At 70.4% G+C, this 14680-nt stretch carries 13 protein-coding genes and 1 tRNA gene; 6 read left to right on the top strand and 8 right to left on the bottom strand.

What is annotated here, in order from left to right; genetic code table 11:
- The first annotated feature begins 58 nt into the window (after nucleotides 1-58).
- The 3 genes from OG936_RS11625 to OG936_RS11615 all read left to right on the top strand — a co-directional run bounded on the left by OG936_RS11625 (nucleotide 59) and on the right by OG936_RS11615 (nucleotide 4104).
- Nucleotides 59-1504, top strand: a complete 1446-nt coding sequence (locus tag OG936_RS11625) for a peptidoglycan-binding protein (RefSeq protein WP_406494391.1) — start codon at nucleotides 59-61, stop codon at nucleotides 1502-1504.
- Nucleotides 1505-1533: 29 nt separating this feature from the next.
- On the top strand, nucleotides 1534-3354 hold the full coding sequence (locus tag OG936_RS11620; protein WP_406494390.1) for an SPFH domain-containing protein: 1821 nt from the start codon (nucleotides 1534-1536) through the stop codon (nucleotides 3352-3354).
- Nucleotides 3355-3513: 159 nt separating this feature from the next.
- Nucleotides 3514-4104 (top strand): lytic polysaccharide monooxygenase, encoded by a 591-nt coding sequence (locus OG936_RS11615; protein ID WP_406494388.1) that lies wholly within the window; start codon nucleotides 3514-3516, stop codon nucleotides 4102-4104.
- A gap of 289 nt (nucleotides 4105-4393) precedes the next feature.
- Here OG936_RS11615 and OG936_RS11610 read toward each other — a convergent pair whose 3' ends face one another.
- Nucleotides 4394-5929, bottom strand: a complete 1536-nt coding sequence (locus tag OG936_RS11610; RefSeq protein ID WP_406494386.1) for an MFS transporter — start codon at nucleotides 5927-5929, stop codon at nucleotides 4394-4396.
- Between the two features lie 130 nt (nucleotides 5930-6059).
- Nucleotides 6060-6133 (bottom strand) — tRNA-Lys (locus tag OG936_RS11605).
- Between the two features lie 366 nt (nucleotides 6134-6499).
- Here OG936_RS11605 and OG936_RS11600 point away from each other — a divergent pair.
- Nucleotides 6500-6985 (top strand): hypothetical protein, encoded by a 486-nt coding sequence (locus OG936_RS11600; RefSeq protein WP_406494385.1) that lies wholly within the window; start codon nucleotides 6500-6502, stop codon nucleotides 6983-6985.
- A gap of 204 nt (nucleotides 6986-7189) precedes the next feature.
- On the opposite strand, the gene OG936_RS11595 is transcribed toward OG936_RS11600, so the two are convergent.
- The 6 genes from OG936_RS11595 to OG936_RS11570 form a co-directional block, all read right to left on the bottom strand.
- Nucleotides 7190-7948: an IclR family transcriptional regulator C-terminal domain-containing protein gene (locus OG936_RS11595; protein WP_406494383.1), complete on the bottom strand. Its 759-nt coding sequence runs from the start codon at nucleotides 7946-7948 to the stop codon at nucleotides 7190-7192.
- Between the two features lie 165 nt (nucleotides 7949-8113).
- On the bottom strand, nucleotides 8114-8962 hold the full coding sequence (gene ehuA, locus OG936_RS11590) for an ectoine/hydroxyectoine ABC transporter ATP-binding protein EhuA (protein WP_406494382.1): 849 nt from the start codon (nucleotides 8960-8962) through the stop codon (nucleotides 8114-8116).
- Nucleotides 8952-9596, bottom strand: a complete 645-nt coding sequence (ehuD, locus tag OG936_RS11585) for an ectoine/hydroxyectoine ABC transporter permease subunit EhuD (RefSeq protein WP_383756704.1) — start codon at nucleotides 9594-9596, stop codon at nucleotides 8952-8954. The genes ehuA and ehuD overlap by 11 nt, the downstream gene beginning before the upstream one ends.
- Nucleotides 9593-10336, bottom strand: coding sequence for an ectoine/hydroxyectoine ABC transporter permease subunit EhuC (ehuC, locus tag OG936_RS11580; protein WP_406494380.1), 744 nt, complete (start codon nucleotides 10334-10336; stop codon nucleotides 9593-9595). The genes ehuD and ehuC overlap by 4 nt, the downstream gene beginning before the upstream one ends.
- A gap of 18 nt (nucleotides 10337-10354) precedes the next feature.
- Nucleotides 10355-11257: an ectoine/hydroxyectoine ABC transporter substrate-binding protein EhuB gene (ehuB, locus tag OG936_RS11575; RefSeq protein ID WP_406494378.1), complete on the bottom strand. Its 903-nt coding sequence runs from the start codon at nucleotides 11255-11257 to the stop codon at nucleotides 10355-10357.
- Between the two features lie 256 nt (nucleotides 11258-11513).
- Nucleotides 11514-12473: a D-2-hydroxyacid dehydrogenase gene (locus OG936_RS11570; protein WP_406494376.1), complete on the bottom strand. Its 960-nt coding sequence runs from the start codon at nucleotides 12471-12473 to the stop codon at nucleotides 11514-11516.
- A 176-nt stretch (nucleotides 12474-12649) separates the two neighbouring features.
- On the opposite strand from OG936_RS11570, the gene OG936_RS11565 reads away from it, so the two are divergent.
- Nucleotides 12650-13456 carry a decarboxylase gene (locus OG936_RS11565; protein ID WP_406494374.1) on the top strand — a complete coding sequence of 269 codons (807 nt, stop codon included), beginning with the start codon at nucleotides 12650-12652 and terminating at the stop codon, nucleotides 13454-13456.
- A gap of 75 nt (nucleotides 13457-13531) precedes the next feature.
- Nucleotides 13532-14644, top strand: coding sequence for an LLM class flavin-dependent oxidoreductase (locus OG936_RS11560; RefSeq protein ID WP_406500403.1), 1113 nt, complete (start codon nucleotides 13532-13534; stop codon nucleotides 14642-14644).
- The last annotated feature ends 36 nt before the right edge of the window (nucleotides 14645-14680 follow it).

The raw sequence follows: 14680 nt of genomic DNA, 5'->3' as shown, positions 1-14680 counted from the left end.
GACGCTGACGCCCGTGCAGATGCGCCCGAAGATCTCGACGAGTGCGGAGGGGAATCGCATGACTGTGCCGGCCTTCGAGGAGTACGTACCCGCCATCGACTGCGCCTGTGCGGGGTGCGCCGAGCAACGGCGAGCCGCCGCGAGTGCCCTGCCCCTGCGGTACGGAGGTCATCCGGCCGCACACGGCGCGCGTCGTGCGCTGGTGCTGGCCACCGCGGCCGGAGTGGTGCTGAGCACCGGCGTGGCCGAGGCGGCGAGCGCGCCGGGCGGGCGGGCGGCGGAAGCGGCCGGAGCGGCCAGGGTGGACGGGCTGCCGACGCCGTCGCCGACCCCGCCGGGCGCGGCGGAGGCGGGAGGAGCGGCCGGCGTGGTGGGCCCGGCCGATCCGGTGGGCCCGGACCCCGACGGCGAAGGTGATCCGCTCGACCCGACCGACATGGATTGGGACAGTCCGCAGGGCGCCCCGGGTCCGGTGCGGGGCACGGGGACCTCGGGCCCGCCCTCGTCCGGGACCTCGGCCCCGCTGCGCAAGACCAGCCGGGCCGCCATCATCAACCGCGCGAAGAAGTGGCTGTCCGCGAAGGTCCCGTACAGCATGAGCAAGTACTGGTCCGACGGTTACCGGCAGGACTGCTCCGGCTATGTGTCGATGGCCTGGGACCTGCCCGGCAACGAGTGGACCGGCAGCCTCGACAAGTTCGGGACGCGGATCACGCGGAAGGAGCTGCAGCCCGGCGACATCCTGCTCTTCCACAACCCGGCCGACCCCTCGAAGGGATCGCACGTCACGATCTTCGGCGGCTGGACCGACTACACGCACACCCACTACACGGCGTACGAGCAGATGAAGCCGCACACCCGCAGGCAGACGACGCCCATGGCGTACTGGACCCACTCCGGCAGCTACGTCCCGTACCGCTACAAAGGCCTTCCCGGCGGAAGCAGCGGAAGCGGCGGCAGCAGCTCGTCGACGACGTTCCCGAGTGCCTTGAAGTTCGGCCCCGGAGCCAGCAACGCGTACGTCACCCAGCTCGGGCAGATGCTCGTGGAGCGGGGTGGCAAGCACTTCTACAAGGTCGGCCCCGGGCCGGGCTGGGGCGAGGCCGACCGGCGCGCGACCGAGGCGTTCCAGAAGGCCCAGGGCTGGACGGGCAAGGACGCCGACGGCATCCCCGGCCACGACACCTGGCGGCTCCTGGCCGGCCGGGCCGGTCGCGACATCCCCGCCTCCGGGAGCGGGGGCGGCCAGGGTGATTCGAACTCGGACTCGAAGTTCCCCGGCCGGGGCTATTTCCGGCCCGGTCAGTCCAACAGCCATGTCGACAAGCTCGGCAAGCAGTTGGTGAAGAAGGGATACGGCAAGTACTACCTGTCGGGACCGGGGCCCCGGTGGACCGAGGCGGACCGGCGCAATGTCGAGGCCTTCCAGCAGGCCCAGGGCTGGCAGGGCGGAGCGGCTGACGGCTACCCCGGTCCGGAGACCTGGCGGCGACTCTTCGGGTGACAAGACGGACATGCATGACGGAGGCGGGAATGGGAGCCACGGTGTCGGACAGTTCCGGAACCCAGGACAACGGGAGCGCACAGGAACGGGAACGGGTAGGGGTAGGGGTAGGGGTAGGGGGCTGGGGCGGGCGGACGGCTGCGGCTTTGGCTCCGGCCTCGGGTCCGGTTTCGGCCTCGGGTCCGGTTTCGGCCTCGGTTTCGGTTCCGGCCTCGGGTCCGGTTTCGGCCTCGGTTTCGGTTTCGGCCTCGGTTTCGGTTCCGGCCTCGGGTCCGGTTTCGGCCTCGGCTTCGGGTCCGGCCTCGGGTCCGGTTTCGGCCTCGGCTTCGGGTCCGGCCTCGGCTCCGGTTTCGGCCTCCGGTCCGGTTTCGGCGGATGGCGCGGGCTCGGGACCGGAGCGGGGCTATGCCCGGGGTGCGGCGTCGCGTGGCGGGCCGGACTCCGTGGTCGACCTCGTACTGGATCTGGTCCCCGGTGAGGACGAGGTTTCCGCCCTCGGCGCGACCTCGGCCTCGGTATCGGTCCCCGCCAAGAGCACCGCAGCCGTCCCGGCCATGGCGTCGCCCACCGCGCCCGCCGAGGTCCCGGAGCCGGGCGCCACCCCCGTACCGGTCCTGGTCGGCCTTCGCCCGTCGGCCGCCGCGCCCACCGGGGACCTGGTGTCGAGTGCTGCCCGCACCATCAGCACCACTCCCGGGGTTGAGCAGTCCGGCGACGCCGCACCGGGGACCGGGCGGCGGCACGAGGCCATCGCCACCGAGCGGACCGCGCCCATCCCCGTACACCTGCGCTTCCGCGAGGGCCCCGAGCCCACCGACGCCGCCGCGCTTCCCGCCGGGGTGCTGCGGCGCGGGTCCGGCGGGCATCAGCCGACCACCGGGCTGCGGCGGCCGCCCGCGCCGAGGGGGCCGCAGGTGCGGCCTTCGACGCGCCCGGCGCCCGTCGGCGACCCACGGCTTGCCGAACGGTCGGGGCCCGCGCTGCCCGGCTGGGTGGCGCTGCTCGCCGGGCTGGCCGGGATCGCGGCCGGGGGCGCGGTCCTCTGGTCGGTCGGCGCGCTGCCCGTCGCCCCGCTCACCCGGCTCGGGATCGGTTCGCGTCCGTACGACGGGATCGGGCTCGGCGCCTGGGCGGCGCTCGCCGCGCTGGGAGCGGCGGTGCTCCTCGCGCTCGGCGGCCTGAGCCGCGGACGGGTCGGGTACGCCTCGGTGCTGACGCTCTTCGGCGAGTACCGGGGAAGTGTGCGGCGCACCGGACTGATGTGGATCAGCCCGCTGTTGCTCCGCCACCAGGTCGACGTACGCCTGCGGCACTGGCGCAGCGAACCGCTCCCCGCCGTGGACGCCAACGGTACGGCGCTGCGCGTCGTCGTCCTCGTCGTGTGGCGGATCAAGGACACCGTGCGGGCGACGCTCGGGGTCGCGGACCACGAGGCGTATCTGCGCGAGCAGGTCGAGGCGGCGATGGCGCGGGTCCTCTCGCAACTGCCCGCCGACGCCTTCCACGAGGACGCGCACACCCTGCGCGACGCGGAGGCGGTCGGTGACGCGCTGACCCGGATGCTGAAGGCGGACTGCGAACCCGTCGGCATCGAGGTGTACTCGGCGCAGCCGACCGGCATCGAGTACGCGCCGGAGGTCGCCGCGGCCATGCAGCGCCGCCGGATCGCCGCCATCGACGCCAAACACCGCGACAGTGTTCTGACTTCGGTGGTAGACGCGGTGGACGACACCGTGAACCGACTGACCGCAAGGGGGCTCGTGGAGCTGGACGACTACGAACGGAAGTCGCTGGTCAAGGACTTGACGGTGGCCTTCTACACCGGACGCAGTGGCGGGGAGGGCGCCTGACGGCCCGCAGGGGGTGCTGCGGCGTCGAAGCGGAATCCAACTCCCATTGGTCTGGACATGTTCATAGCCCGTCAATAATCTAAGGCTTGGTCTAGACCGCAGGATGCGCGCGCAGCAGGGCTCATGGATCCTCCCCCACGTTCTTGAGGAGCGACAGCGATGCGTAAAAGGGCAAGCGCGGCCGTAGTCGGCCTGGCGATAGCGGGTGCCTCGGTGCTCGCGACGAGCAGTGCCGGCAGCCATGGCTACACCGACAACCCCATCAGCCGCCAGAAGCTCTGTGCCAACGGCACGGTGACGAACTGCGGCAACATCCAGTGGGAGCCGCAGAGCGTCGAGGGCCCGAAGGGCTTCCCGGCGGCGGGTCCGGCCGACGGCAAGATCTGCTCCGGCGGGCACGGCGAGTTCGCCCAGCTCGACGACCCGCGCGGCGGCAGCTGGCCCGCCACCAAGGTGACGGCCGGTCAGGGCTTCAGCTTCCGCTGGCAGTTCACCGCCCGCCACGCGACGACGGACTTCCGCTACTACATCACCAAGGACGGCTGGGACCCCACCAAGCCGCTCACCAGGGCCGACCTGGAGTCGCAGCCCTTCATGACGGTGCCGTACGGCGGCCAGCAGCCCCCGGCGACCCTGACCCAGCAGGGCACCATCCCCACCCAGAAGACCGGGAAGCACATCATCCTGAGCGTCTGGAACATCGCGGACACGGCGAACGCCTTCTACGCCTGCTCCGACGTGCAGTTCTGACGCGTAGTCCGTCAGGCGGTGCCCCTCACGTGCACTCCGGTTGAGCGACGGCGGCCCCGGCCGGGGCCGCCGTCCCCGGCACCGACGCACGCTGTGCCCAGGGGGGCGCGAATGGTGCCGCCAGGCCGGTCAGGGCGAACAGCGCTCCTACGGCGTACCGGACCGGCCGGCCCCAGGTGACGCAGAGCGAGATGAGCAGGCCCGGCCCGAGCGCTTCGGCCGGTCCGGCGCCCGGACCGAAGGACACCTCGAAGCCGCCGGCCGTGCCACCCGGCGGACCTCCGTGGAGTCAATGACTAGTGCCCCTCCCGGCAAGCGGGGTCAGTTCGTCCGGTTCCGCCACCGCGGTCCGCCGCCGCAGCAGCGTGACGGCCAGCACCGCGCCCGCCAGCAACAGCGCGGCCCCCGCCACCGAGGCGTACCGCATGCTGTGCACGAAGGCCTCCCGCCCGATCGAGATCAGCGAGCCGTCCCCCGTGGCCACCGCGCCCGCCAGCGTCTTGCGGGCGTCCTCCGGCGCGGAGCCCGGCATGTCGGCGGTGTAGACGGCCGTGGCCACCGCACCGAGCAGGGCCATCCCCATCGCGCCGCCGAACTCCTGCCCGGTCTCCAGCAGCGAGGCCGCCGAACTCGCCTTCTCCGGCGGGGCGGTGGACAGCGCCAGGTCCGAGACGAGCGCCATCACCGTGACGATGCCGCAGCTCATCACGGCGCAGCCGCCGAGCAGCAGCCACAGCGAGTCCGTACCCGTCAGGGCGAGGACCGCGAAACCGGCGGCGGCGATGACGAAACCGGCGCCGATGACGCGCGTACGGTCGGTCCGCTGGGCGATCGCCGTGGCCGTCGGAGCGGCGGCACCCACCGTCAGCGAGGGGGCCAGGCTCCACAGCGCGGCCTCCATCGTGCCCATGCCGAGCACCGACTGCAGATACTGCGTGGTGAAGAACGAGGACCCCATCATGGCGAACGTGGCCAGCGCGTTCAGCCCGATCCCGGCCGCGAAGCCGCTGTTGCGGAAGAGCTCCCGGCTGATCATCGCGTCCTTGTGGCCGCGCTGGCGGCGGACGAAGAACCGGCCGACGACGAGCCCGGCGGCGATGATCAGCGCGTTCCGCACATCGAGCCCGTGCGCGGCGCTCTCCTTGACCCCGTAGACGACGGGCAGCACGGCGCCCATCGACAGCGGCACGCTCAGGAAGTCGAACCGGCCGGGGTTCGGGTCCTTGAACTCCGGTACCAGCACCGGCACCAGGACCAGCAGCAGCACCATGGCCGGCACATTGATCAGGAAGACCGAGCCCCACCAGAAGTGTTCCAGCATGATCCCGCTGAGCACCGAGCCGAGCGCGATCCCGCCGGCCATGGCGCCCGACCAGATGCCGATGGCCCGGCCGCGCTGCCGTTCGTCGCGGAACATGTTGCGCACGAGCCCCATCGTCGACGGCATCAGCGTCGCACCGCCGATCCCGAGCAGGGCGCGGGCCGCGATCAGCATCTCGGGGCTGGTGGAGTACGCGGCGGCGACGGACGCGGCACTGAACGCGAACGCGCCGAGGAGCAGCAGCCTCCGGCGGCCGATCCGGTCGCCGAGCGAGCCCATCGTGATGAGCAGGCCGGCCAGGGCGAAGGCATACACGTCGAAGATCCAGAGCTGCTGGGTGGCGCTGGGTGCGAGGTCCCGGTCGATGGAAGGGATCGCGAAGAAGAGGACGGAGACGTCCATCGAGACGAGGAGGAGGGGAAGCAGCAGGACCACGAAGGCGGTCCATTCCCGGCGACCGGCGAGGGGGCCGCGCTCGGCGGTGGTGCTCGTAGCGTTCGTCATACCTGGAAATGTACGAGTGTGTAAAACACCTGTCTAGTACGGATGTGTAAAACGTTCGTACATCTCGGTGGTCAGCAAAAACGCACTGGGCGGTTCACGTGTGTACGTGAACCGCCCAGTGCGTTGTCTGTGCGCCGCCAGGGACTCGAACCCCGGACCCGCTGATTAAGAGTCAGCTGCTCTAACCAACTGAGCTAGCGGCGCTTGCTGACTCGAAAATAATACCTGGTCCTGAGGGGTGCTGAAGACACCCGACTCGGCGACCCCTCTCCGCACCGCCCTGCGGGAGCCCGCTGCGACCGCACCGCCCTGCTGGAGCCCGCCGCGACCGCGTCGTCCTTTACGGCAGCACGAATTCAACTTCGGGAACGGAATGTTACCGAAATCGGGGCACAGGTCGGAATTGATGCGCAATCCCTCAGTAATCGACCTGTAAATGGCCCTAGGTCACCATGGGTGATCGCAAGTAAATGTCTGACAAAAATCAGAGAGAGGCTTCTTTTCCTGTGATCTTCATGGCAGGCTCATTTTGCGGCCGGGCCTCAGGTGGGCCGCAAAAATCCAGAGGTGATGGATGATTCGAAGGGGGAATTTCATATGTCACTCAAACGATTGGGCTCGATTCTCGCCGCAGGTTCCGCTGCCTTGCTGATGGGGATCTCCTCTGCGGCATCCGCGTCTGCCGCAGAGCCTGACTACACCGAATACGCGCACGTGGCGGGCGGTTCTCCGCCCGCGGCCGCATACTGCGAGACCGTCTACTACCCGAACCCCAACGTTGCTGCCGGCAGCGCATGCTTCGAGAAGTATGGCGACGTGTTCTGGGTGAGGGACCGGAATGCGGACGGCCATCACGTGGAGATGCGCGCGCAGATGCCTTCCACGGGGAAGAAATTCCGATGCCATGAGGGGCGTGGCTCCAGCGTCGGGTGGCAGAAGTGCACCGGCTTCTCGGGGAAGATACCGGAGCACGACAAAATCTTCTGGTGGCTCGCGGTCTATGAAGGCAGTGAAAGCCTGAACGTGTCGACTGTGCAAGAGGTCGCCACGACCTGAGTGGGGTTCTCGCGCTCGCGCGTTTTGGGTCCTCCGCCGGTTCGCCGGTGGAGGACCCGTTGTGCGCAGGGGGCTGGGGTGCGAACGGCTGCGCCATGACTTCCTGCCTGTCGGCCGAGGCGTACATGACGGCGGTGCCGACGGGCCGTTCGACACCGTCTGCCAGGGTTCCGGTCCAAAGTCCTCGGGCGAGAGAGCCCGGGCTTACAGCGCCAGCGACAGCAGCACCGGCGCCGCCCGCCGGTTCAGCGTGTCCGCCGCCGTGCGCAGGCGATGGGCGTCCTCGATCGGCAGGGACAGCGCCAGGCACCCCGCCGACGACCCGGCGGTCAGCGGCACCGCCGCGCACACCGTGCCGACCGCGTACTCCTGGAGGTCGAGCACCGGGACCGTCGCCGGCTGGCTGTCCAGCTTGGAGAACAGCACCTTCTCGTTGGTGATCGTCCGCGACGTGAGCCGGGCCGTCTTGTGGCGCGAGAGGTGGTCGCGGCGGCCGTTCCGGTCGAGCTGGGCCAGCAGGCACTTGCCGACCGCCGAGGCGTGTGCGGAGGACCGGAAGTCCACCCACTCGTTGACCGCGGGGGTGCGGGGACCGTCGGCGTACTGCGTGACCCGGATCTCGCCGTCGACGTACCGGCTGATGTAGACCGCCGCGCCGACCGAATCGCGCAGCTGCGCCAGCGACTGCTGGAGCCTGGTCTCCAGGGCCTGCCTGCGGGTCGCCCCGGAGCCGAGGAGCAGCAGCGAGGAGCCGGTTACGTACGCGCCGTCGGTGATCTGCTCGACGTACCCCTCGCGGCGCAGCGTCAGCAGCAGGGGGGTGAGATGCCCGACGGGCAGTCCCGTCTCCCGGGAGATCTGGGCGTCCGTCACGCCGTCGCCGTGTTCGGAGACCGCTTCGAGAACGCGAAGGGCGTACTGCACCGAGTGGAACGGTGCGGTCGGTTCGGGCTTCAACGTCACGGTTTCCCCCACCAGGTTGTGACCGTAAGCTCTGCCTCCACGATAGCCGCCAAGACCCTGTCCCGGGGCGGCTGTTGAAGAGAAAGCGGAGCGCCCCGGTTCCGCCGGCTGGGGCGCATTCGTCCGGCATATGCCAGGAGCATGGGCTGACGGCGAGTTCCGAGGTCACAGCACCGCGGTGAGGAATTCGCGGGTGCGTTCGTGCTCGGGGTCGGAGAAGATTTTTTCCGGCGAACCGGACTCGACCACACGTCCAGCATCGAACATCAGTACCTTCTCCGAGACGTCGCGGGCGAAGTTCATCTCGTGGGTCACGCAGAGCATGGTGATGTCGGTGTTCCTGGCGATGTCGCTCAGCAGTTCCAGCACGCCCGCCACCAGCTCCGGGTCGAGCGCCGACGTCACCTCGTCGAGCAGCAGGATCTCCGGCCGCATCGCCAGCGCGCGGGCGATCGCCACCCGCTGCTGCTGGCCGCCGGAGAGCTGGGAGGGGTGCGCGTCGATCTTCGCCGAGAGCCCGACCAGGGCGAGCAGCTCGCGGGCGCGGCTCTCCGCCTCGTCGCGGTCCATGCCCAGCACGTTGACCGGGGCCTCGGTGATGTTCTGCAGCACCTTCATGTTGGGGAAGAGGTTGAACTGCTGGAAGACCATGCCGATCTTCTTCCGGGCCTCGCGCAGATGCTTCTCGGTCGCCGGCCTCAGCGAGCCGTCGGGTCCCCTGGTGTGGGACAGCGGGTCACCGTCCACCCAGATGACCCCGTCGCTGACCCTTTCGAGGGTCATCAGCAGCCGCAGGATGGTGGTCTTGCCCGAGCCGCTGGGCCCGATCAGGGTGACGTGCTCGCCGCGCCGTACGGAGAAGCCCAGCCGGTCGAGGACGACGTGGTCGCCGTACCGCTTCACGACGTCGTCGAAGCGGACCAGCGGATGGCCGGTCGCCGCGACGGCGGCCGGCACGGCGTCCGCGGGGGCCGTGGGCGCGGCCTTCTGCAGGGGGAGGGGTTCAGTGGCCAAGGCGCTTCTCCAGCTTTCTCATCAACAGCGAGGTGGGGTAGCTCGCGACCAGGAAGATCAGGGCCGCGAGCGTGAATGCCTCTGTGTAGTACCCGAAGTGCTCGGCCCCGTACTGCCGGGCCTCGAAGACCATCTCCTGCACCGTGATCACGGCGAGGAACGGGGTCTCCTTGAACATCGAGATCGCGTAGTTGCCGAGGGCGGGCAGCACGTTGCGCACCGCCTGCGGCAGGATCACCGCCTGCCAGGTCCGCCGCGGGGTGAGCGAGAGCGCCCGGCAGGCCTCCCACTGGCCCTTCGGCACACCGTCGATCCCGGCGCGGTACACCTCGGAGGTGTACGTGGCGTAGTGGACGCCCAGCACCACGATGCCGATCACCAGGGGTTCCACCGAGGTGAACAGGGCTGCTGCGCCGACCAGTTGGATGAGCAGCGGGGTGGACCGGATGAACTCCATCACGGCCCGCACCGGCACCGTCACGAACCTGCTCGGGGCTCGCCCGGCGACCGCGATGGCGAGCCCGAGCACCGCGGCGACGAGCGTGCCGAGCACGGTCGCGAGCAGCGTGACCTCGAACCCCTTGAGCAACAGGGGCAGTACGTCCCCGGCGGCGTTCCAGTCGAAGCCGTTCACCGGACACCACCTCCGGCCGCCGACGCGACGGCCTCCGTGGCGCTGCGGCTGCGCAGCAGCGAGCCCGCGCCGGTCGCCAGGCCGAGGCGCCGCTTGGCGCCGCGCTCCAGCAGATTCATCAGCAGGGTCAGCGCGTAGGCCAGGACGAAGTAGAGGACCAGCAGGGTCACGTACGCGGTGAGCGTCTCACCGGTGCGGTCGCGCAGCTGCTGGATCACGGTCATCAGGTCGGCCGCGGAGATCAGCCACAGCAGCGGGGTGCACTTCAGCAGCTGGATCAGCAGATTGGTGAAGGACGGGATCATCTGCACCCAGGCCTGCGGAAGGATCACCTTCCGCATCCGGTGCAGCGGCGTCATGTTCAGCGCGACGGCCGCCTCGTACTGGGCGCGCGGTACGGAGTTGATCGCGCCGCGCACCACCTCCGCGCCGTACGCGCCGTAGTTGAGACCGAAGGCGACGACACCGCAGAGCAGCGGCGTCAGTTCGTACCCCGTCAGCGGCGGCATCGCGTAGTAGAGCCAGAACAGCTGGATGTAGAGCGAGGTGCCGCGGAAGAACTCCACGACCACGCGTGACACGCCACGCGTCACCAGTAGCCGGCTGACCGACATCAGGCCGAGGACGAACGACAGGAGCAGGGCGAGCAGCGCGCCGAGGACGGTGGCCTGGAGGGTCACCCACAGCCCCGCGCGCACTTGTGGCAGATCGTCGAAGAAGGCGGAGAAGAAATCACTCATGCGGTGCGTCCGTCCCCGTCAGCCCTGGCACAGGTCGGCCGTCTTCAGGGTGGCCGGCGGGAGCTCGGTGGCCCCGAAGCCGTACTCCTGAAGCAGGCCCACATAGCGCGACTTGTCCGAGACGATCTTCTTCAGCTCGCGGTTGAAGGCGTCCCGCAGGTCCTCGTTGCCCTTGCGGAAGACGGCGCCGCCGGGGCTGTACTGCTTCGTGCCGTCGAGCTCCGGCAGGAAGGCCTCGGTGACCTCGGTGTCGGGGTTCGTCTTCGCCAGCCAGCGCAGCGAGATGCCGGTGAGCAGGAACGCGTCGACCCGGCCGCCCTTGACCGCGTCGGCGCCGTCCTGCGGCTTCTGCAGTGTCCTGATCTTGTTCTTGGGGATGCCCGCGCCCTCGGCGTACGTGCCCTCGACGGCGCCCGACATCACGCCGACGGTGATCCCGGCGGCCTTCGCGGACGCCAGGTCGGTGACCTTCTTAGGGTTGCCCTTCTTCACCATCAGCGCGGTGGGCGAGATGAACTCGGGCTCGGAGAAGACGGCGTTCGCGCAGCGCTCCGGTGTGATGGCCATGCCGGCGCTGACCACGTCGTACTTCCCGACCTGCAGTCCGGGGATCAGACCGTCCCACTCGGAGAGCGTGGGCTTCAGTTCGTCGACGCCGAGCGCCTTGAAGATCTCCCGGTGCAGGGTGGGCGCCTCGCCCTTGAGCTGCTTGCCCTCCAGATAGCCGTACGGGGCCTCGTTGGCGTACGCGACCCGGACGAAGCCCTGCTTGCGGAGCTTGTCGAGCGCCCCCGCACCATCCGTGGAACCGGCGTCGGTCCTGCTGCACGCGGAGAGCAGCCCGGGAACGACGAGCAGGCCACCCACGGCCGCCGATCGGTTGAGGAAGCCCCGGCGGGACAGGTTCGGGAAGTCAGCCATGGTTCGCAATCTCCTGGAGGGGTCGAACAGTCCGGACAGGGGGTGCGCCTGCCCGATCCCGCACGTCTATGCAGGAAGCGGCTCCCTGTGGCCGAACAGTGGCCGGAAGGTGACCTTCCCGTGTCCGATTGCGGGCGGAGTGCGACGGCGGATGCGCAGTGCGTATTTCCCTGCACCGAACGGCAGATGACCGGTCGTCATGCCGAGAAATCCGGCACGAGGGGATGAAGTGACCCTCATTCCCGGCGTGTTGAGATCAGTCGCCCGACTCCGGGGCGGGGGCGTAGCCGCGCCGTTTGTCCACCACGTTCGGCAACGGAGCCCCGGCCGCCCAGAGTTCGAACATCTCCACGAACTGCTCGCCCAGCCGGTCCCGCCAGCCCGCCGTGTCGCCGCTCATGTGCGGTGACACGATCAGATCCGGTACGTCCCAGAGCGGGCTCCGCGGCCCGAGTGGCTCCTGCTCGAACACGTCGAGTGCCGCACCCGCGATCCAGCGCTTGCGCAGTGCGGCGACCAGATCGTCCTCGACGACCAGCGGACCGCGCCCCACGTTGATGAAGCGGGCCGACGGCTGCATCAGCCCGAAGAACCGCGCGTCGAACATGGCACGGGTCGACTCCGTCAGCGGTGCCGCGCAGATCACCCAGTCCGCCATGGCGGCCAGCCGGTCCAGATCCGCCACGCCGTGGACGGTGCGCCGCGCCCTGCGCCCCACGAGCGCCACTTGGACGCCGAGGGCGATCAGCAGCCGGGTGATCTCCCGCCCGATCGGGCCCGCGCCCACGACCACCGCACGGCTGCCCGCCACCTGGGCACTCTCCCGGTGGCGCCACAGCCGCCGGTGCTGGAGCTCCAGCGTGCCGGGGAGATCCTTGGCGAACGCCAGCACCAGGCCCGTCACGTACTCGGCGATCGGCCGCTCGAAGATGCCCCGCGCGTTGGTCACCACCGTGTCGGAGGCCGCCAGCTCCGGGCAGAGCAGCCGGTCCACGCCCGCGCTCGCCGTATGCACCCACGCCGGGCGCGGCCCGGCGCCGGGCCAGGCGGCCCGTACCGCGTCGGAGGTGAAGTCCCACACCAGCAGCACGTCGGCTGCGGGGAGCCGCGCGGCGAGCCCGGCCTCGTCGGTGTACCGCACGGTGGCCCGGCCGGTCAGCCGGCCGAGACGCGGCGACGGGTCGGTGTCCAGGACGAGCAGGGTGGGCTCTGGCATGAGAGACGGGTGCTCCGCTGCGTCTGAGATGTGCGACCCGACCACGCTCGCACCCGCGCCCGCCTTCGTCAACAGGTCGCCGTGGAAGCGGCGACGTATGGGGCAATACTGGGGAGGGGCGGGGCGAAACGGGCGTCCGCAGGAACAGGGCATCCGCAGGAACAGGAAGGGTGGACATGACGACCCTCGGCTTTCTCTACCCGGGCCACCACTTCGCGGAGGACGACTTTCCGCGGATGGAGATCCTGCTCGACGCCGTCAGGCTGGTCGTGAACCACACCGCCGTCGACGAGGACGTCTACGGGATCGACGCGCTGACGCGCACCGGTGTGCCCGAACGGCTGGCCGCCGGGGTACCGGAGCTGCAACGCGCCGGTGTCGAGTCCGTCGTCTGGACGAGCGGCAGCGGCAGTTTCCTGTACGGGTGGAAGGGCGCCCACGAACAGACCGCCGCCCTGGCCCGGGCGGCCGGGGTGCCCGCCTCCAGCACCTCGTTCGGCTTCGTCCACGCGGTGCGGGAGCTGGGCGCCACCCGCGTCGCGGTCGCCGCGACCTATCCCGAGGACATCGCCGCACTGTTCACCGCCTTCCTGCACTCCGCGGGGATCGAGGTCGTCGCCACCCACGCCGCCCACCTGGGCTCCGCCGCCGAGGCCGCCGCCTGGGGCCCGGACGAGGTGCGGGAACTCGTCCGGGCCGCGGACCGTCCGGAGGCAGAGGTGATGCTGCTGCCCGACACGGCCCTGCACACCGTCACGCACCTGGCGGAGCTGGAGGAACTCCTCGGCAAGCCGGTCCTCACGGGAAACCAGGTGGCGGTCCGGGAAGGGCTGCGGCTGGCGGACCGCCGGGCCTGGTCCCCGAGGCTCGGCAAGATCTTCGCCGAGCGCGAGGCACCCCCGGCCCCGGTGGCCGGACGGGGCGAGGGCCGGGCGTGGGCACGGAGCGGAAAGAAGGGCCGGTCCGGCCGCTGGGGGGAATAACCGGAGACCACCTCCTGTTGGGCTGTTCCGGACGTATGAGCCGCACGCATGCGCATCACCGGAGAGGGCCAGGACGTGGACGAGATTCGAGCCGACGAGATCCGAGCCGACGAGATCCGAGGCAAGGCGGAGGGGTCGGCCACCGTTCCGCTCTCCGTGCTGGACCTGGTGACCGTGGGCCAGGGCCGCACCGCCACCCAGGCCCTGCGCACGAGCGTGGACATCGCCCGGCTCGCCGAGCGCCGCGGGTTCCACCGCTACTGGGTCGCCGAACACCACTCCATGCCGGGCGTCGCCTCCTCCTCACCGGCCGTGATCCTGGCCCACCTCGCCGCGCACACCGAGCGCATCCGGCTCGGTTCCGGCGGCGTGATGCTGCCCAACCACGCACCGCTCGTCATCGCCGAACAGTTCGGCACCCTGGAGGCCATGGCCCCCGGCCGCATCGACCTCGGCCTCGGGCGCGCCCCCGGCACCGACGGTGCGACGGCGGCCGCCCTGCGCCGCACGGACCGGCTGGGCGAAGGCGCCGACGACTTTCCGCAGCAGCTCGCCGAGCTGACCCGGTTCCTGGACGACGACTTCCCCGACGGCCACCCCTACGCCCGTATCCACGCGGTCCCCGGCCCGGTCCAGGCCACCGCCGAGGGCGGCGTCCAGTCGGCGGCCCGCCCGCCGATCTGGCTGCTCGGCTCCTCCGGCTTCAGCGCCCGGCTGGCCGGCGTGCTCGGGCTGCCGTTCGCCTTCGCCCACCACTTCTCGGCCCAGAACACCGTGCCGGCCCTCGACCTGTACCGGGAGTCGTTCCGGCCGTCCGCGGTGCTCGACGCCCCGTACGCCCTGATCGGTGTCTCGGCCCTGGCCGCCGACGACGAGCGCGAGGCCCGCCGCCAGGTGCTCTCCGGCGCCCTGTCCATGGTCCGCCTGCGCACCGGCCGGCCCGGCCTGGTCCCGACACCCGAGGAGGCGGAGGCGCACGCCTTCAGCCCCATGGAGCGCGAGTTCGTTGACAGCTGGCTGGTCAACATCGTCCACGGCACGGCGGACGAGGTCCGTACGGGCCTCGACGACCTGGCCAAGCGCACCGGCGCCGACGAACTGATGATCACCGCCAACGCCCACGGCGGCGAGGCCCGGCTGCGCAGCTACGAGCTGATCGCGGACGCGTACGGGCTGCCGACGGCCTGACACCGGCCCTGGCCTTCCGGCCCCGGCCTTTCGCTC

Source organism: Streptomyces sp. NBC_00846 (assembly GCF_045207325.1).
Classification (GTDB): Bacteria; Actinomycetota; Actinomycetes; order Streptomycetales; family Streptomycetaceae; genus Streptomyces.
The sequence above is the reverse complement of the archived record's forward strand: the minus strand, read 5'-3'. Positions and strand labels throughout refer to the sequence as shown.